Here is a 19,395-nt window from a genome sequence, read left to right as displayed (position 1 = left end):
TATTTTTTTAACGTACTACTAAAACATCACATTTGGCGCTGCGTACAACATTTTCCGATACAGAGCCGAGTAGGAAGCGTTCTGCACGGTTTAAACCAGTTGCTCCGACAATAATCAAATCGGTATCGGCCAAGTTCGTCAATACTGCTTTCGGCGACCCTTCTTCAACTGATACTTGTACATTTTTAACGCCGGCTTGCTCTGCTATAACCTTGTATTCCTTTAACTGATCAAGAGTTTTTTCCGTTAGAGCCTTTGCATACTTTAGATCATATGCTTCCACTGAGCCGAAAGAATGTGTATCAATTACACTTACTAAATGCAATGTGGCATCTGTCAATCGAGCAACGTTCATACCGCGCTCAAAAGCAACTTTAGCTTTTTCCGAAAAGTCTATTGCCACAACAATATTTTTATACGTTTTTAGCATCTAAATCACTCCTTGTCTAAAATTAGTATAACAAATGTTACCATTACATTGTAAACAAAGGGGCACACTTCCCATAAGGTTAGACGTCTTTCTTCAAAATACGAACATTTTTATGTTATTAATATAAAATCATTCGTGTTATAATAAATCTGAAATTACTATTGGAGGTATCTCACGTGGAATTAATTTATACAGGTAAAACGAAAGATGTATTTAAACTAGAAAATGAACTATTTTTATTAAAATTCAAAGATGATGTAACTGGAGAAAATGGTGTTTTTGATCCAGGTGCAAATACAGTCGGTTTAACAATTGATGGTGCCGGGCTTGCCGGGTTAAAACTTACTTCCTTCTTTTACTCTAAATTAAATCAATTAAATGTACCGACACATTACGTAGAGGCAAATTTTGATGAAGCGACAATGACGGTTAAACCAGCAACTGTTTTCGGAAAAGGTTTGGAAGTTATTTGCCGATTTAAAGCAGTCGGTTCTTTTTTACGCCGCTATGGTGCTTATGCAACAGAAGGTCAGGATTTGGATTCATTTGTAGAAGTAACAATTAAAGACGATGAACGACTCGATCCTCCTATTTCAGAAGATGCACTCGCAATGCTTGGTATTTTAACTCATGACGAATATGCAATTTTGAAACAACGCACAATCGAAATTTCAAAATTTGTTGCGGCTGAGTTAGAGAAAAAAGGATTAACGCTTTATGATATTAAATTGGAATTTGGCCGCGATGCAAAAACAGGTGATATTTTACTGATCGATGAAATTTCAGGCGGTAATATGCGTGCATATCAAGGTGATACATATATTGAACCATTACAATTAGAAAAGATTATGCTTGCTGAATAATTTCAAATATTTTTAATGCTTTTCATCAAGCGCTATAGGGACATTCCGGACTATCCGGTATGTTCCTTTTATTTTTACCCCCTTCCCTTTTTCTATATAAAATGCTACACTTACTTTTGTACTTCAACGCGTTGAAGCGCGAAACTACATAGCGAGGTCTAATCATCATGAATGCAAAACAACATGTAAAACCACATTTTTTTGAAGCACTTATTTTAATTTTATTTATTATTGCACTCATCTCTTATAGCATTATGAAACTCGGCAGTGTCCCGCATATTCCGATTTTCATAGCCATTATTATACTGATCATGTATGGTGTTCTGCGAAAAGTACCGTACCGAATCATGGAGCAAAGTATGATTGCTTCTGTTTCAACAAGTATCGGCGCAGTTTATATTTTTCTGTTGATCGGTGTTTTAATCAGCAGTTGGTTAATAAGCGGGACAATTCCTACACTATTGTATATAGGTCTTTCAATCATTACTGCGAGCTTTTTTTATGCGGTTGTCTTCCTTATTACAAGCATTATCGGCACAGCAATCGGCAGTTCGCTTACTACCGTTGCAACAGTTGGTGTTGCAATGCTAGGAGTTGCGAGTTCTATAGACGCTTCGCTTGCGGTTACTGCAGGAGCGATTGTTTCCGGAGCATTTTTCGGGGATAAAATGTCACCGTTGTCCGATACGACGAACTTGGCGGCGACTGTTGCCGGTATTGACTTGTTTACGCATATTAGAAATATGATGTTCACGACCATTCCGGCATTTATTATTTCGCTCATCGTATATGCCTGGATTTCTCCCAAAAGCCAGCATATGGACACAGAGCTTATTACAAGCTTTAAAGAAACACTGCTTGCAACAAATCTAATTCACTGGTATGCAATCATTCCGCTTGTCGTTCTTATTGTGTGCACGATCTTTAAATTACCAAGCCTTGCTACATTAGCGATAAGTGCTATTTCCGGTATTGTGTTATCTTACTTCCACAGTACGATCCCGTTAAGCGAACTGTTTGCAATTTTATATAACGGCTATTCAATGGAAACAGGAGTCGACGCAATTGATTCATTACTGACTCGAGGCGGAATGAACAGTATGCTGTTTACGATTATTTTGATTGTGCTGTCCCTTTCTATGGGCGGACTGCTATTTACGCTTGGTATTATCCAAACATTGCTGCAGGCGCTTCAAAACCAGTTGAAATCGGTCGGATCTGTTATTACGGGAACAGCTTTTACAGCAATCGGAATTAACGTTACAATCGGTGAACAGTATTTATCGCTGTTATTAACAGGTGAAGCATTTAAGGAAAAATTCAAAGCCGTTCAGCTTCATCCGAAAAATTTAGCCCGTACAATTGAGGATGCAGGTACTGTCATCAATCCGCTCGTTCCATGGAGCGTGTGCGGTCTGTTCATTGCTTCTACATTGAATATTTCTGTCATCGACTATTTACCGTTCGCATTCTTTTGCCTGTTAAGTCCAGTCATTACGATTTTGTTTGGCTGGTTGAATATTACGATTACGAAAATCAGCAATAATTAAAAGATCGCCTGCTCCGTTATAGAACGAGCAGGCTTTTTATTTTCCCGCATTCCCACTCCCCCATCAAATTAATCGATAATTCTGTTTACATATATATCATAAAGTGATATATTGTTTTCAGACATATATATCATAAAGTGATATATTGTTTTCAGACATATATATCACTTTATGATATATCGGGAGGTGACATAGTGAAAAACAATGAGCAATTGACCGATTCAATGTTTCATATTATGGCCGCATTAACAACGCCCCAACACGGATACGCGATTATGAATTTAATTGAAGAAACATCAAAAGGGAATATTTCAATCGGTCCAGCTTCAATGTACACGATTATAAAAAAACTTTTACAAAATGATTGGATTTATTTATACGACGATACGGATTCAAGGCGTAAAGTGTATTTACTGACGCAAAAAGGCAAAACCGTTTTAAAAGAGGAGTTAACAATTAGAAAGCTGATGATTCAGTTAGCTGAAAGAGGAATGGAGGATGAAGTATGACAAAAACGAAGTATATGATGTCTGGTGGATTAGCATTTTCTGAGCAAAAGGATTTGGAAAAATTGCATAAACTTTCGCTTGAAGGTTGGCATGTCCGAAGTTTTTCATTTTTAGGCTACACACTTGAAAAAGGTGAATGTGCTGATTATGTATACAGTATAGATTATCGAACACTGGAAAATACGGATGAAGAATACTTTGAACTTTTCAAAGATGCAGGCTGGTCACTTGTGGATTCTGCAGGTGATATTCATTTATTTCGTGCTGCTCCCAACACGAAGCCGATTTACACGGACCGTGATACAACGATTGAGAAGTATAAAAACCAAGTAAAACCATTACAACTTGCTTCGTTGATACTTGTTCCGAGTACAATCATTTCTTGGATGATTACACAACAAGCGTTTGGCATCATTCACACAATTTCCTTTATATTAGCTCTTCTATTTACCGTAATTACGATCCCTTTACTCTGGACTGCACTGACTGCATTCGGGAATCAATGGAAAGCAGAAAACAAAAACGGTTTCGTTATAGCTACGAAGTTGATCCCTGCTATCGCAGTATTAATTGCGATTTTTGCATTGTTACAATCGGACTTAAAAGCAGTACAGATTGTAGCTGCTGCTGTCATTGGTGCAACCGTCTTTGTAGCGTTTATTTCCTTATTAATGTCTCTTTATCATCTGATTAAAGTCAGGAAAGCATAATATATTAAGGAATCGGTTGAGACAGAACTAGAATCCAGTGAATAAAGCTCCCCAGAGCAGAAAAGCAGCAATTTTCTCAAAAGAAAATTGCTGCTTTTCATTTTTTCCTAAGTTTTCAGCATGCTACAAACTAAACTGCAATTCGCTTCCCGAAAATTGCCTTTAAAAGAGGTGGTGTCACAATTGTTGTTACGATAATTACAATTATAATGGATGTATAGTAATTAGCCGGCAGCAAGCCACCTTCAAGTCCCATTGCAGCCAATATTAGTGCAACTTCGCCTCGCGAAACCATTCCAGCACCAACACCCATCGATGATTTCGTATTGAATCCGGCTAATTTTGCACCTAATCCAGAGCCGATAAATTTCGATACGACTGCTATAATGGAAAACACGACGATAAACCCGATTTGATCGCCAATTCCATCGAATGAAACGGCTAACCCGATACTGACAAAGAAGAATGGAACAAAAATCCCGTATGCAATCGGCTCAACCTTATGCTCAATTTCATTTTTAAATTCTGTTTGTGCAATCGCAATCCCCGCAAAGAAAGCACCAATAATACCTGCTATACCTAGGAATTCCGCAAAATATGACAAGCCAAAACAAATAATCAGGCCAGCGCTTAATATCGATTCTGTAACTTTAAATTTCTTAAATATTCTAATGAAGTGTGGGATAAACCATTTTGCAAGCACAATCAAGATGGCGAAGAATAATACTTTCTTACCGATCAATACACCGATATTTGTATCAGAACCGGCAAAGAAACTCATCGCAATTGCGATTAAAATAACGACTACAATATCATCCAATACGGCCGCACCGAGTAATGTTGACCCTTCTTTACTATTCAGCCAGCCAAGCTCTCTTAATGCCTGTACCGAAATACTGACAGATGTAGCAGAAAGTAATAAACCAATAAAAATGGATTCTCCTACAGACATTCCGTAATACTGTGAACCTGCATAACCTAAAATAATCGGCAGGATAATACCACCTAAAGCAACATAAATCGCCGCTTTTTTGTTTCTATTCATTTCCTGAAGATCCGTTTCAAGACCAGCTAAAAACATTAAAAGTAAAACACCTATTTGACTAAATACGGTCAACAGTTCAGTATCATGAACCCAACCAAGAAGGGCTGGACCGAGAATAATACCAACAATTATTTTCCCCAGTACAGATGGTTGCCCAATTCTTGCAGCAAGATTTCCAGCGAGCTTCGTAGCAAATAAAACTAACGCAATTTGTAAAATAAACATAAATTTCCCCTTTCAATGCAAAAAAGACAAGGCGGTGCCATAGTTGACTATGGCTCCACCTTGTCTTGCACTTATTATTTAATTTAATGTTCTTAGCTTTATTTTAATATAATTACCCTCGCTATTGCAAGTATATTCTATATTAAACTATGCTAGTATTCTTATTTCTACCTTATCCAATCCCCAAAAACATCTTTAATTCAGGCATTTGTTTTTGTGCCTGTTCATAGCCGACCGCATAATTGGCTTTCATTTGATCGACTTTGCTTTCAAAGCTTTTGATTGGGCGGTCCGGCTTAAAAATGAATGCTTCCTGATCCGTCTCTTTTTGAGCGATATATTGCATTGTTTCATTATACATATCCGCACGATGTCTCATTGCAGCCGCGAGTCTTGGGTAACGTTTTTGGAAAAGCTTCGTTGCCCACTGATTCGTTTTCGAGGCACTTTTTATATAGCCGGGTTCCCTCGTCAAAATTAGCAAATGCTTGTTATATCCTTTTTCGATGGCACGTTTAATTGGAATCGAATCGGATAGTCCCCCATCATAATACGGAACATTGTCAATTTTAATCTCGGGAAAAAGTATTGGAATCGCACATGTTGCCTGAAGTATATCACATGTTTTTGTCATACTATGCGCACTTTTATACTCTACCTTTCCGGTATATGCATTCGTTAATCCGAACTCCACCTCACCCGGGTAGTTGTAATAAGCATCCCAATCAAATAAATCAAGCTGATTCGGCACAATATTATAGGCAAAATCCAATCCAAAAAGACTTTTTTCTTTTAAGAAATTTCGCGCTCCCATATAGCGTGGATCATTGCGATACGTCGTTAACACACGCATTGTCCGTTCAGGCTGATTTGACATATAGGACACCGCGTTAATGGCACCCGCTGAAATCGCTGCAATATACGGCATCTTTATTTGTTCCTCCATTAGAGCATCTAAAACTCCTGCTGTGAAAACTGTTCGAAATGTACCGCCTTCAAGTATTAAACTACAATCCTTTACTTCATGCATCATCGTCACACTCTTTCCCCTATTTCCATCTTTCCTCTATTTTACTATATGCCTTAAATAATATAAAAAATATTTCTTAATCAAATTTTCGCTACTTCCTAAATATTCAGAAATATGGTATTATTTATTTCGAATATCGTAATATTAGGAGGCTACTTATGTCAATGTTGAAACGTAGTGATGTACCGGTTGAAGAAACTTGGAATTTGGAAGATTTATTTGCTACAGAACAGGCCTACACAGCGGCAATCGAAGAGTTAGGGCAACTTGTAGAGGAAACTGCGGCTGAACTCGCAGGGACAATTACAGATGTACAAGGTGCGATTAAGGCAATTGAGGCAACGGAAAAAATTCAGGAGAAGATGGTGGTCATTGGAACATATGCGAGTCTTTCACATAGTGTTGATCAGACGAGCACCGAAAATCAGATGCGTGCTGCTAGCTTCGGTTCTTTCGCTGCAAAACTTGCAACCAAGCTATCATTTGTAAAAAGTGATTTGCTTGCCTTAGACGAAGCCGTTTTAAAAGAAGCACAAAATACAAAACCGAAATACGCTAACTTTATTAATAAATTATTAGTACAAAAGCCGCATCAATTACATCCCGAAGCGGAAAAAGCTCTAGCGGCATTCGGTGCAACATTTGACGCGCCATATGAGCTTTACAATACAACAAAATTAGTCGATATGCAGTTCCCGAATTTTGAAGTAGATGGTGAATCATTCCCGCTTAGCTACAACTTGTTTGAAGGCGATTGGGAGCTTGAAACAGACACGGATAAACGTCGCGCTGCATTTGAAGCCTTTTCAAAAAAACTGCGTGACTATCAGCATACGACTGCCAAAACATATAATTCACACTTGACGATTGAAAAAACGGATGCAGACCTTCGTGGCTACGACAATATTTTTGATTCATTATTACAGTCACAGCAAGTGGACCGCTCGATGTATAACCGTCAAATCGATTTAATTATGAATGAGCTGGCACCACATATGCGTCGCTATGCGAAACTTCTGCAAAAAACACATCAGTTGGATAAAATGACATTTGCGGATCTTAAAATTTCATTGGACCCATCATATGAGCCGAAAATTACGGTGGAAGAATCTCGTCAATATATGAAAGACGGGTTATCTATTATGGGCGAGCATTATACGAATATGATCGATCGTTCTTTTGATGAGCGTTGGATCGATTTTGCACAAAATGCCGGAAAATCAACTGGTGCATTCTGTTCAAGCCCATATGGTGTACACCCGTATGTATTGATTTCTTGGACAAGCCGAATGAATGAAGTATTCGTTTTAGCCCATGAACTTGGTCATGCCGGTCATTTCTATTTGGCAAATGAAGAGCAAAACATTTTTAATGCAAGACCATCACTTTATTTCATTGAAGCTCCATCAACAATGAATGAAATGCTTATGGCAAACCACCTATTAAAAAATTCAACTGATGCGCGCTTTAAACGTTGGGTCATTTCAACAATTATTAGCCGTACGTACTACCATAATTTCGTGACACATTTACTTGAAGCAGCTTACCAACGCAAAGTATATGAAATTATCGATGCTGGAGGAAGCGTCAATGCACCTAAACTAAATGAATTAAAACGTGAGGTGCTTGAGCAGTTCTGGGGAGATACAGTTGAAGTAACTGAAGGCGCAGAATTGACATGGATGCGTCAGCCACATTACTATATGGGCTTATATCCATATACGTACTCTGCAGGTTTAACTATTTCAACTCAAGTTTCACAACGGATTTTAAACGGTGACGAAGCAGCTGTTGAACAGTGGATCGATGTATTAAAAGCAGGCGGCACGAAAACACCTGTTGAACTTGCACAAATGGCCGGTGTCGATATTACGACTGAACAGCCATTACGTGACACAATCGCATTTATCGGTGATTTAATTACGCAATTGGAGCAACTGACTTCTGAGCTTCAAACAGTTTAGCGTGATCCTACAATCAGTGGAGATTATCTACATCCCACTGATTGTTCGTCCTCACTATATTAGATTGCAGGGTGTGCTGAATTTACTTTCAAGCACATCCTTTTTAGATGGCTACCGAAGTGTTGATAAAATCCTCTTGCTGGAACAATTCAGATACCCCTGATTCGATTGCAGCTGATCCAACCGCTTTCGCAACTACTCCTGCAACCCGTTCGTCCATCGAACTTGGGATAATGAAATCTTCATTCAGCTCTTCGTCCGTTACAAGCGAAGCAATAGCCTCAACTGCCGCCAGCTTCATCGATTCATTTATATCCGTTGCTCTTACATCCAATGCACCACGGAAAATACCAGGGAAAGCTAACATATTATTCACTTGGTTAGCATGGTCAGAACGGCCGGTACCGATAATTTTCACGCCCCACTTTTTCGCATTTTCCGGCGTTATTTCAGGATCCGGATTTGCCAATGCAAAGACAATTGGATCTATAGCCATCGATTTAATATGCTTTTCCGTTAAAATATTTGCTGCCGAAACCCCGATAAAAACATCTGCCCCTATTAATGCATCATCTAAAGTGCCGCGTAATTGATCCGGATTCGATAAATTAGCGACCTGTTCTTTCACCGGATTCATACCTTCAGGACGGCCTTCATAAATAATGCCCTTCGTGTCACACATTACGACATTTGTATAACCCATCTGAATTAGGATACGGAGAATCGCAATACCTGCAGCTCCAGCTCCGTTTATGACAACCTTTAAATTCGCGACGTCTTTTTTCACAAGTTTCACCGCATTAATTAAACCTGCCCCTACGACAATTGCTGTTCCGTGCTGGTCATCATGAAATACAGGAATTGAACATTCAGCACGCAGTCGGTCTTCAATTTCAAAACAGCGCGGCGCTGAAATATCCTCCAAGTTGATCGCACCATATGTCGGGGAAATCGCTTTTACAATATTGACAATCTCGTCTACGTTTTTAGTATTTAAGCATACCGGCACCGCATCAACATTTGCAAAGCGCTTTAATAATAACGCCTTCCCTTCCATTACCGGTAAGGCAGCTTCCGGTCCAATATCCCCTAATCCTAAAACCGCGGTTCCGTCTGTAATAACCGCTACTAAATTCCCTTTCATCGTATAGTCATACACCGTTGAAGGATTCTGCTCAATTGCAAGACAAGGGGCAGCGACACCCGGTGAATAAGCTAAACTCAAATCATATTTATCCTGAACCGGAACTTTTGCACGAATTTCCATTTTCCCTCCAAAATGTTCGTGCATTTCAAGCGACTTTTTCATTAAATCCATAATTACCATCCCCTTCTAATTTTTGAAGTCCTTTGTAATTACGAATGTTAACCTCTACTTTTTATTTTGTCAACGATAGCTTTTGAAATTTATAATAAGTTCTTAAAACACTCTATAATCATTGATATAACAACGTTTATAGCGATTAACAAGCGCTTGTTTAACTTGTGATTTTAAACACAATCAATTATTTCGGAAAAATAAATGTAAGGGCTGTCATTTTCAAAACCGCGCTTTATCAAGGTGAAGTATGTGATGAATTGCACGAAGTATTTTCAATTTAGTAATATGAAACACTTCACAAACTTTCCAAAAAAAAATTTTGAACAGCACTTTTTGTCTCCATTTCCGCGTACATTTGTTACACTTATACATAACGGAGGGAACACAATGACAGAAAAAACACATACCGAGGAACTGACAGAAGAAGAATTTTTGGAACTTGTTTTAGAAGAACAGGAAAAGGCGCTTGCAAAAGCACGAGAGGAACGGTTAAACCCACAGCCTAAAAAACCGAAAAAGCAAAAATCATTTGTTCGGATTGTAGTATGGCTGATGGCTTTAACATTAGCTTTTAGCACGTTTGCTGTGATTTTCAATGTGTATTCCATTCCTGCCATCGAATTTTTAAAAGTATCGGCACAATTATCAAATCAGGAAAATATCCAAACATATAAACAATCTGTTGTCACAATTGATACCGACTCCGGAAAAGGAACAGGATTTGCGGTATCGGATAATGGCTACATAATTACGAATGATCATGTCATTGAGGATGCATTGACGATTACCGTTGTCTTTCCTGATGACTCACTCTATAAAGCTGAAATAGTTGAATCATATGAAGAATATGATCTAGCACTGTTGAAAGTGGATGCGGAAAACTTGCCATTTCTGTCACTTTCCCCATCGAGCGAATTCCGTAAAAATGAGCCTGTCTATTTTATCGGCAATCCGCTTGCATTTAGCGGGATTGCAAATAAAGGAACGGTTATTGGCTATACGACTGCTGCTGACATCCAGCCCGACATCATTATGATGGATGCTCCTGTTTATCGCGGAAACAGCGGTAGCCCGGTCATCAATGAAAACGGACATGTAATCGGCGTTGTGTTTGCAACAGGTACTCGTGAGGGTCACGGGAAAGTCGGATTGTTTATCCCGATTGAAAATGTGCATGAGCTATTTCACACTTATTTGAAGTGATAAGAGAGTCGATCGCTCAGCTTAAAGGTTTCGGAACCATCGTGGGGCAGTTCAGTATATTAGAACTTTTGTGAATGATATTAGAAGAGTTGGATACTATTTTAGAACTTTCATATCGTTTATTAGAAGATCAATCGCTCATATTAGAACAAACGTTCCTTTTATTAGAAACTCCGTGTTATATTAGAACTTTTCGCTCTATATTAGAACCTCCTGCAAGTTTATTAGAAAATGCCACCTCACCAAAACAGCAAAAAACGGCTGCTCAATTTCAATCATTGAGCGCCGTTTTAAAATTAGAAAATGAGGCTAATTAAGAAGTAGAATAATGCGGCCATTAATGCGGAAATTGGCAATGTGATAAACCACGTGATTACAATTTTACGCGCCATTCCCCATTTAACACCTTTCACACGTTGAGCTGCACCAACACCCATAATTGCAGAAGAAATTACATGTGTTGTCGAAACTGGTAATGCGATGACTGTTGCACCAAAAATAATTGATGCAGAAGTTAAGTCAGCCGCTACCCCGTTAACCGGACGGATTTTCATAATTTTACCGCCGACTGTTTTAATGATTTTATATCCGCCTACTGACGTTCCTAGACCCATCGCCAGTGCGCAGGCAAAACGTACCCAATCCTGAACTTCATCAGTCGATTGCCAGTTTGCTGCGATTAAAGCCATTGTAATAATACCCATCGCTTTTTGAGCATCGTTCGTACCATGTGTAAACGATTGTAACGCCGCCGTACCGATTTGCGTTAATCGGAATGCTTTCGTTGTCCCATATAATGGTGAACGGTGGAAAATAAATTTGAATAGTTTCATGACGATAAAACCAAGAGTCAATGCTAAAATCGGCGATATAATTAACGCCTGTAAAATTTTAAAGAAGCCTTCATAGTTTAAAATATTCATACCTGCAGAGGCAACTGCTGCACCAGCAATTGAGCCGATCAGTGTATGGGAAGAACTTGATGGAATACCGAAATACCAAGTTAATAAGTTCCATGTGATGGCAGAACATAATGCTGCCAATATTACTACAGACCCTGTTGTATCCCCTTCAAATGCGTTTAAAGAGAATGGGTCCACAATTCCAGATGCTACAGCTTTTGCTACACCTACGAACGTCATCGCACCTACGAAGTTCATCACTGCCGCTAACAGAACAGCTACACGAGGTTTTAATGCACGTGTCGATACAGATGTGGCGATTGCATTCGCTGTATCATGGAAACCGTTAATAAAGTCGAATGCCAGCGCAAAGATGACAACGAGTACGGTAATGATTAATAACGTATCCATAATTTACTCCTTTTTCATTATGCATTTCGCATAATAATTGATTCGATTGTATTCGCTACATTTTGGCAGTAGTCTGCAATTTCTTCTAACTGCTCATATAAATCTTTAAAGATAATTAAGCGAATTGGATCTTTCTCAATCTGAAATAGTTCAGTAATGGATTTACGGAAAATTTCATCACATTCACGCTCATAGTCCTTAATCAGGATGGCATGTTGACGCATACCGATTAAGTCTTTTTTATTTAATAATTCCATCGCCTTTACAGCTTCATCTGATGATTTAGCGATATAGTCTACGAAGTCGCGCATATACTGATTTACTTCTGTAAATGAGTACATTTCAAAGTGGGCAATTGTATTTTCGATGCCATCCAGAATATCATCCAATTTAATGGCTAATGATAAAATATCTTCACGCTCAATAGGAGTCATAAACGAATCGTTTAATTTAACGATTAATTCATGGATCAGCTTGTCTCCCGCTGTTTCATATGATTTCATTTTAATCTGAATTTGTTTCAGTTCTGATACTGTAGTAATTGTCGATTCTTTTGCATAGTTGGCACCTTGTTGTACATTTTTTGCAATATTTAATAATCCTTCAAAAAATGGATCTGGTTTTTTTGAGTTGAACATCGAATAAAATCCTCCTAAAATGAAGTTTGTAAATTAAAACCTAGGTTATCATAACACCGATTTTTCAATATCTTCAACATTAATTTATGTTATTTACAAAAGCTTTACAATTGTGAAACATAACTTTTTTAACATATCCGGTTAAATTCAGTCGATATTTAATGAAATATTCTGAAACTAACCGAAATTTATTAATATAGTGCCTTTTTCCGGCACTTTCGACAGCATTGCTAATAAAATTTCACTTTTATTCTTCAGTACCCAATTTTATGTCATGTTAATTGTAAAGCTAATGTAAATTTTAAGTTTCATAAAAGTTATTTTTTCACCCTCAATTTTCATTAAAAAAAGCCTAGTAAGTTTCTACTTACTAGACGATGATCCTATTTCCTTATTTGTTTAGGACAGAAGATACGATATGAGCTGCGTCCCATTCACCTAAAGACAGTTTTGTAATCGGATACTTTTTACTGAAAAGCTGTGCTGTAATTTCAGAAGTGGTCAAGCCTTCTTCGTTCATCATTTCTATTTTATAACTTAGCTCTTTTAAGTAATGAAGTTTTCGCATTAAAGCATCTCTTCCGTTTTCGATATATCCCGCATGATTACAATACACTTCAAGAAAATCATACGTTAATACTTTCTCCAGCGATCGGATAATATGAGGAATACTTTCTTCACGCAGGACGACTTTTGTTTTCGGTGTCACATACAGATCACCTGTAAAGAGTTGACCTGTCGATTCATTCAAATAGGCAACATGGTCTTCTGTATGCCCGGGAGTTTCAATCACTTTCCAATTCGTCGTTCTAGATGAAAAAGAATCTCCGACAGGCTGTGCAAGAAACGGCAGCCTTGCCCCCCAGAAAAGCTTACGATATAAAGGATAGCTTGCCTTCTTCCTACATTCTTCTATGTTGAGTGGATGCATAAATATCGGCAATTTATATGCTTTTTGTAAAAAATGAGCGCCTCCGGAGTGATCTTCATGATAATGAGTCAACATAATCCGGTCAACGTCCATCTGTTCAAAAAAGGGCTTAAACTGCTTAAGAAGCGATGCAGAACCTGTATCAATTAGGATACCGTCCACTTCAAAACAATGTACATTTAAATAAACCGCTTGAAACTGGACAGATCCATTGATCATTTTCACGCCGTTCTTTTCGCTCAGCTCTATTTTTTTCTTAAATAACACATTTCTCACTCCTTTGACCGTTATTTTTCTACAATACCACTTTATCACAAATATTAGAAATTAGACCCAACTCTTTGTTAAATTTTTGTACGACAAAAAGCCGTTATGTAAAACTTGTTTACATAACGGCCTGTTAAGCAGTGTCAACCTTTTTCGACAGAGTGATGATGTACCCAATCACTATAGCCTGCCATATAAATTTTTATATTTTGATAGCCTGCTTCCTTTAATACTGTATATACCGGTGTAGCAGTAACACCTGACCCGCAGTACACAACTACTTCCTCATCTTTTGGAACTTCCTTGAGGAGAGAAGACGTAATTACCAATTCAGAGCCATTACGCAACTGTTCCCAATCATAGTTTTTTGCTGTTGGGATATGTCCTGCCACTTTATCAAACGGCTCTGTTTCACCACGGTAACGCTCCGGTGCGCGGGCATCAATTAATGTCGCTTTTCGCTTGCCTTCAATAATATGCATAATATCCTGACGTTTTAATAAAATATCATCATTCCACTGTATATCAAGCTTACTTTCCTTAAATACAGGTACTTCTGTCGTTACAGGGAATCCTGCTTCCTTCAGTGCTTCAAAACCGCCATTAACGACATAGGCATGTTTGAAGCCTGCATAATGCAATATCCACCAGGCGCGTGTTGCACTTGCTGCCGCCCCTTGATCGTAAATATAGATGGCATCATTGTAATTTAAACCGTGCTTTTCAAACAAAGCCTGAAGCTGCTCCTTCTCAGGAAGCGGATGTCGGCCTTCTTGTTTCGATAAATCCGACAGATCGGTATTTAAATCCCAGTATATCGCCCCTTCAATATGGCCCTCTTCATACATCTTTCTGCCTGACTCTACATTGCTCATATCAAATCTTGTATCGATCAACCGACCTGTTCTTTCCATTCGATTTGCGGTCACAAAAATATTCGTCATTAAAAAGATCCTCCTTACGCTTGTAGTTGCGCGTAAATATCCTTCCAAACAGCTAAGCGACTTTCTTCCTGAAGTAATAAACGTTCTGTCTCAATCTGCTCGACTGCCTGTTCAAGCATATGCTGGCGCAATCCTTCTGCTTCAATGGCGATATGGCTTGCTGCCCACTCCATTATTTTAGCTTTTTCCATATCCAGATAGTTTTGCGCATTTGGTTTTGTTAGTTGCTCCAGCGCATCACGCAATTGCTCTTTTTCATTCTTTTCAAAGAATGCTTTTACATTTTTAAAGTGGGATTTTACCACTTCATATGGTGCTGGATCTGAAAATGGACCTGTAAAATCCAAAATTTCAGGTTCTTTTGATTCATAGCTTAAAAACGCGAAGCTTGGGTTTAGTTCTTTTAATTCACGCGCTTCCTCTTTGAACAGTTCTTTCATTTTCTTCTCGACAAATTGTGCTAAACGGAAATTCGTTACCCGCAACTCCTGAGCGAAGTCGAAGCTTAACGCCTGCAGCACTTCTTTTAATGCAGTTTGCAATGCTTGCTGTGCCGGCATTTGCGCAAAAGTGGACGGATTGTAGCTTTCACGGTAGAAGTCCGGATAGCGGTAGTACACACGTTGCAGTACGTAATATAACAGTTCATCCAGTTCTTGCTTTGTCTCACTTTCAATCATCGCTGTTTGGGTTGTCTGGAATTTGGAACGTACTAGCTTTTCCAAATGAGCCAATTCTTCAAGTCGTTCATCTTTACGTTTCAAGTTTTCTTCTGTTTGTGTAATTAAATCATTCAGGCGTGCTTCTGTTTTATCCACTTCTTCCTGTAATGCCTGAACCGCAATACCCATCAGTTCGTCATTTAGGAAGTGGTGGAATGCATCTTCAAATGGTGCCATACCCGACTGATGTTCGAGCTGCTCCTGCTTTTCTTTTAACGCCAGTAAACTCGATACTCCGTAAAGTCTCGGGAAACGGATACCGAAGCGTTGAAGTTCTGAACGAACATAGCCTTTTACTTCTTCCTCTTCTTCCATTGTCGAAGCTAAGTCAATGGCATTCACGATAAAGAACATTTTATCCAGTTCAAACGCATCTTTAACACGACCTAATTGGATCAAGAACTCACGGTCCGCTTTTGCAAATGCATGGTTGTAGTATGTTATGAAAAGAATGGCATCGGCATTTCGAATGTAATCGAACGCTACACCTGTATGGCGTGCGTTGATCGAGTCCGCACCTGGTGTATCTACTAACGTTACACCCATACGCGTAAGTGGTGAATCAAAGTAGAAATCAATATTGTCTACGAAACAAGAACGGTTTTCCTGGGCCACGTATTTTTCAAAATCATGACGGTTAACCCGTAATGTCGTTCCAAGTTTTGTAATGAATGTTTCATAACCTTCCGAATAAGCACGGATAAAGGATTTATGAACATTCAGGCGCTCATCTGTTAATGGAACAGCCAATCCTTCTTCTGCACGATCATACGCTTCTTTTAAAGATGATACTTGGATGCCAATTGCTGCATATGAGCCTTGAATATCTTCAAGTAGCTGTGCTTCATTTTTCAGATGAACATCTGCTGTTTCATGCGGATGTTCCGGTGTGACAGGACGAATTTTATTTATTGCCGCTGTCGTCGGGTTTGGTGATACAGGTAATACACGCTCTCCCATCAAAGCATTCGAAAAGCTTGATTTACCCGCACTGAATGCACCGAATAAGGCAATCGTAAAGTCACGTTTTTGCAGACGTTCCACTTTTTTTGTCAAGAAGCTCGATACTTCTTTAAAGCCTTGTACATCTTTAATAATATGCGCTGTTTTCAATGCTTTTTCGGTTACCGTGTCAACATTTAATCCTGTTCCCACTTTTTCCTCTGTTTGTTCAGCAGCAATTTCTGTTTCCTGATTTTTTAACTGCAGCATCGATTCATCAAAGGGACGAATATCTTTCAATGCCTGCTCATGTTCACGCTTCCAATTTTCCAAATAAATTTTGGATTCTGCGCGAATTTCATTGGAAACTTGTTTCATTAATGTGTTGTTGAACACCTGGAATTTCTCGATTTGCATAATATGCTGAAGCGCATTCACTTTTTCGGACATTGCATTAATTTTCAGTTTAACAGGCGCTGCCGCTTCACGCGCTACTTGCTCCAATGTTTCTTTTTGTTCAAGTTTCCATGCATCTGTTGTTTGGACAAAGTATCGTTTTGTCGCCTCAGAAACTCGATTCGCAAAGTTTAGTACCGCATCTCCTGTAATAACCGCGCTTTTTTGAACTTGTTCCTCAATAATCGAGAATGGGAAATTAAATTCCTTCTTATCAATACTTGCTGCCCGTTCGTCATTCAATGCACCGACATCTTTTAACGCTTGCTTCATCAATGCTTTAATATGACCTGTAATTTGTGATTGGACAACATGGTTAAAGCCTGCATATGCATCTTCCTGACGACGTGCTTTCTCTTCCGCTGTTTTCTTTTTCGCAGTAAACAGTCCGCCTACTTTAAAGTCAGCTTGTTGACTTTCTAAATAGGCACGCAGTTTATCACGGACATCCGCCGGCATAATTGCAGCATTTGCAAGCAAGTCTTTACGTTTTTCATCAAACTGCATATCAAATACATCAAACGAGAAAAGTTCTGTTTGACGCGTCAGTTTTTCATATTGCTCTAATATATCATCACGGTGCTGCCAGTCATCTTCAGAAACGAGTTCAGCATATGTTGTGAAGCGGTCTTGCTTCTCCTCTTCCAAATACGCTTCATGCTCGTGCTGCAGCTTTGTCAGTGTATTTTCTGCTGTTAAAATCAGCTGTTCCTGCCAGTCATTCATCGAATCCATAACGATTTTTTTCACTTGATCAAAATCATTGTTCGGAAGCTCTTTTTCACGTAATGATGTAAAGAAAATATTTTTCGGGTAAACACCCCATGCCGCAAATGAGTTATGAACTGATTGCTTGAAATCTTCAAACGAAAGTTCCGCTTCACGGTGCTTGTCAATTTGATTGACGATTAAATACACATTCGGATTGTATTTCATCAACTGTTTTGTAAATTGGAAGTTCAGCTCAGATTGCACATGATTGTAGTCCATTGTGTAGAACACCATATCGGCAATATGCAAGGCAGACTCCGTACTCATCGCATGTGCATCGTCCGTTGAATCAACACCCGGAGTATCCATAACAGTTACCCCTTCAGGCAAGCTTGAAGTACTATGTCCGATTTCAATTTGTGATACCAATTCGCCGTTTTTGCTCAATTCTTTTACTTGTTTAATATCATAGCCCGCTTCAAACTTTACCGGCTTTTCATTATGCAAATAAAGAATCGCAAAATCTTCATCCGATTTGTGCACTTTAACAATGTTCGCACTTGTCGGAATTGGGCTTGTCGCTAAAATGTTTTCCCCCGACAGCGCATTGATCATACTCGATTTACCCGCGGAAAAGTGACCGGCAAAACCGATGACAAATTCCTTTTGTAAAAGCTTTCGTGCAAACAGATGGAGCTTTTCAATTCGTTCTGTATCTTCATTTTCTTTATAAATTATGTATTGTAATGCCGATTGCTGTAACAATCCCTGAATTTTCTCGTCAAACATCGTCATATTACGACCCCTTTATATCAATTTATATCTTTTTGCCTTAAATTCGTCACATTTCTATAGTACCATGCCCAGTCAATAAAATCGGCTAGTATTTTTTTAAAATTATTGTTTTGTGCATATTTTCGTTAAATATTGACTTTTCCTTAATTGAATTGCTATTTCGGAATAACCAGGTTATTATACTCAATTAAACGCATCATCATGTCCGTTTTATTAAAAATCACAAAAACTCATCATTACCCAACATAATATCAGTATAATGAGAAAATAAAAAGATTGGAGCAGCAAATGGGGACTTATTTAAACAATTGAGAAGTAGGAGATGACGAAGCAATGAGAGGTTTATCCTTTGAGATACCGAACCAGCATGGCCGATATTTATATGAAATTTTAGAAGCTATCGACATAAGGGCTTACTTTTGGAAATCAGAAGCCGAAGAAGCATATTATATTGAAAATAATCAGTTGGATGAAGCCATGTTCCCGCAGCCTTATACATATACCGGTGAAGAACTGTATAACCGAATTTCCGTAAAAGACTATTATGTACTATTTGCAGACTTAAAAGCATTTAAAGATAAATTACATGTGCAGGACATTGCTACATATGAAGAGTTCCTTAATTGCCAGTGTGAAATCGTTCTTTTAATTGTTGATAGTGCCTATGTAATGATCTATATAAAAGATCAACATGTAACTGAACGGATTTACATAAAAGCGGTTCAGAATAGGTACGAAAATATAGTGTACATTACGGATGAGAATGACCTTCGTACAACATTGACCTCATTTTAAATAAATATGTGAAGCCATAATTTCTATTGTT

At 38.5% G+C, this 19,395-nt stretch carries 17 protein-coding genes; 8 read left to right on the top strand and 9 right to left on the bottom strand.

Going from position 1 to position 19,395, the window contains the following annotated elements; all coding sequences use genetic code 11:
* Window positions 1-7: 7 nt before the first annotated feature.
* A complete protein-coding gene (locus MHB58_RS07025) occupies window positions 8-430 on the bottom strand; it encodes a universal stress protein (RefSeq protein WP_008404789.1) in 423 nt (140 codons plus the stop codon).
* A 176-nt stretch (window positions 431-606) separates the two neighbouring features.
* On the opposite strand from MHB58_RS07025, the gene MHB58_RS07020 reads away from it, so the two are divergent.
* The 4 genes from MHB58_RS07020 to MHB58_RS07005 all read left to right on the top strand — a co-directional run bounded on the left by MHB58_RS07020 (window position 607) and on the right by MHB58_RS07005 (window position 4,062).
* A complete protein-coding gene (locus MHB58_RS07020; RefSeq protein ID WP_340734903.1) occupies window positions 607-1,293 on the top strand; it encodes a phosphoribosylaminoimidazolesuccinocarboxamide synthase in 687 nt (228 codons plus the stop codon).
* 167 nt (window positions 1,294-1,460) lie between these two features.
* On the top strand, window positions 1,461-2,843 hold the full coding sequence (nhaC, locus tag MHB58_RS07015; RefSeq protein WP_065217180.1) for a Na+/H+ antiporter NhaC: 1,383 nt from the start codon (window positions 1,461-1,463) through the stop codon (window positions 2,841-2,843).
* A 194-nt stretch (window positions 2,844-3,037) separates the two neighbouring features.
* The gene (locus MHB58_RS07010) at window positions 3,038-3,352 is read left to right on the top strand and encodes a PadR family transcriptional regulator (RefSeq protein ID WP_014824262.1); all 315 of its coding nucleotides are present in this window, start codon (window positions 3,038-3,040) and stop codon (window positions 3,350-3,352) included.
* The gene (locus MHB58_RS07005) at window positions 3,349-4,062 is read left to right on the top strand and encodes a DUF2812 domain-containing protein (RefSeq protein WP_340734902.1); all 714 of its coding nucleotides are present in this window, start codon (window positions 3,349-3,351) and stop codon (window positions 4,060-4,062) included. The genes MHB58_RS07010 and MHB58_RS07005 overlap by 4 nt, the downstream gene beginning before the upstream one ends.
* 130 nt (window positions 4,063-4,192) lie before the next feature.
* On the opposite strand, the gene MHB58_RS07000 is transcribed toward MHB58_RS07005, so the two are convergent.
* The gene (locus MHB58_RS07000) at window positions 4,193-5,332 is read right to left on the bottom strand and encodes a cation:proton antiporter (RefSeq protein ID WP_008404798.1); all 1,140 of its coding nucleotides are present in this window, start codon (window positions 5,330-5,332) and stop codon (window positions 4,193-4,195) included.
* A gap of 172 nt (window positions 5,333-5,504) precedes the next feature.
* Window positions 5,505-6,365 (bottom strand): patatin-like phospholipase family protein, encoded by an 861-nt coding sequence (locus MHB58_RS06995; RefSeq protein ID WP_041865898.1) that lies wholly within the window; start codon window positions 6,363-6,365, stop codon window positions 5,505-5,507.
* A 155-nt stretch (window positions 6,366-6,520) separates the two neighbouring features.
* On the opposite strand from MHB58_RS06995, the gene pepF reads away from it, so the two are divergent.
* The gene (gene pepF, locus MHB58_RS06990; protein WP_340734901.1) at window positions 6,521-8,326 is read left to right on the top strand and encodes an oligoendopeptidase F; all 1,806 of its coding nucleotides are present in this window, start codon (window positions 6,521-6,523) and stop codon (window positions 8,324-8,326) included.
* A gap of 103 nt (window positions 8,327-8,429) precedes the next feature.
* Here the strand turns inward: pepF and MHB58_RS06985 are convergent, their stop codons facing one another.
* The gene (locus MHB58_RS06985) at window positions 8,430-9,644 is read right to left on the bottom strand and encodes an NAD(P)-dependent malic enzyme (protein WP_340734900.1); all 1,215 of its coding nucleotides are present in this window, start codon (window positions 9,642-9,644) and stop codon (window positions 8,430-8,432) included.
* A gap of 390 nt (window positions 9,645-10,034) precedes the next feature.
* Here MHB58_RS06985 and MHB58_RS06980 point away from each other — a divergent pair, with 390 nt between their 5' ends.
* Entirely contained in the window at window positions 10,035-10,850 is an 816-nt protein-coding gene (locus tag MHB58_RS06980) for a S1C family serine protease (protein WP_340734899.1), read from the top strand.
* 74 nt (window positions 10,851-10,924) lie between these two features.
* Window positions 10,925-11,167 carry a hypothetical protein gene (locus tag MHB58_RS06975; protein ID WP_340734898.1) on the top strand — a complete coding sequence of 81 codons (243 nt, stop codon included), beginning with the start codon at window positions 10,925-10,927 and terminating at the stop codon, window positions 11,165-11,167.
* Here MHB58_RS06975 and MHB58_RS06970 read toward each other — a convergent pair.
* The 5 genes from MHB58_RS06970 to MHB58_RS06950 all read right to left on the bottom strand — a co-directional run bounded on the left by MHB58_RS06970 (window position 11,147) and on the right by MHB58_RS06950 (window position 18,569).
* Window positions 11,147-12,163, bottom strand: coding sequence for an inorganic phosphate transporter (locus MHB58_RS06970; RefSeq protein ID WP_008404804.1), 1,017 nt, complete (start codon window positions 12,161-12,163; stop codon window positions 11,147-11,149). The genes MHB58_RS06975 and MHB58_RS06970 overlap by 21 nt on opposite strands.
* A 17-nt stretch (window positions 12,164-12,180) precedes the next feature.
* Entirely contained in the window at window positions 12,181-12,801 is a 621-nt protein-coding gene (locus MHB58_RS06965) for a DUF47 domain-containing protein (RefSeq protein WP_008404805.1), read from the bottom strand.
* Window positions 12,802-13,192: 391 nt separating this feature from the next.
* Window positions 13,193-13,999 carry an MBL fold metallo-hydrolase gene (locus tag MHB58_RS06960; RefSeq protein ID WP_340734897.1) on the bottom strand — a complete coding sequence of 269 codons (807 nt, stop codon included), beginning with the start codon at window positions 13,997-13,999 and terminating at the stop codon, window positions 13,193-13,195.
* Between the two features lie 143 nt (window positions 14,000-14,142).
* Window positions 14,143-14,943 (bottom strand): sulfurtransferase, encoded by an 801-nt coding sequence (locus tag MHB58_RS06955; RefSeq protein ID WP_065217184.1) that lies wholly within the window; start codon window positions 14,941-14,943, stop codon window positions 14,143-14,145.
* Window positions 14,944-14,957: 14 nt separating this feature from the next.
* Window positions 14,958-18,569, bottom strand: a complete 3,612-nt coding sequence (locus tag MHB58_RS06950; protein ID WP_340734896.1) for a dynamin family protein — start codon at window positions 18,567-18,569, stop codon at window positions 14,958-14,960.
* Window positions 18,570-18,902: 333 nt separating this feature from the next.
* Between MHB58_RS06950 and MHB58_RS06945 the strand changes: the two genes are divergently transcribed.
* On the top strand, window positions 18,903-19,364 hold the full coding sequence (locus tag MHB58_RS06945; RefSeq protein WP_340734895.1) for a DUF2691 family protein: 462 nt from the start codon (window positions 18,903-18,905) through the stop codon (window positions 19,362-19,364).
* Window positions 19,365-19,395 lie beyond the last annotated feature (31 nt).

Source organism: Solibacillus sp. FSL K6-1554, from assembly GCF_038005185.1.
GTDB lineage: Bacteria > Bacillota > Bacilli > Bacillales_A > Planococcaceae > Solibacillus > Solibacillus silvestris.
Note: the sequence above shows the minus strand (reverse complement) of the source record. Positions and strands in the feature narration are given on the sequence as shown.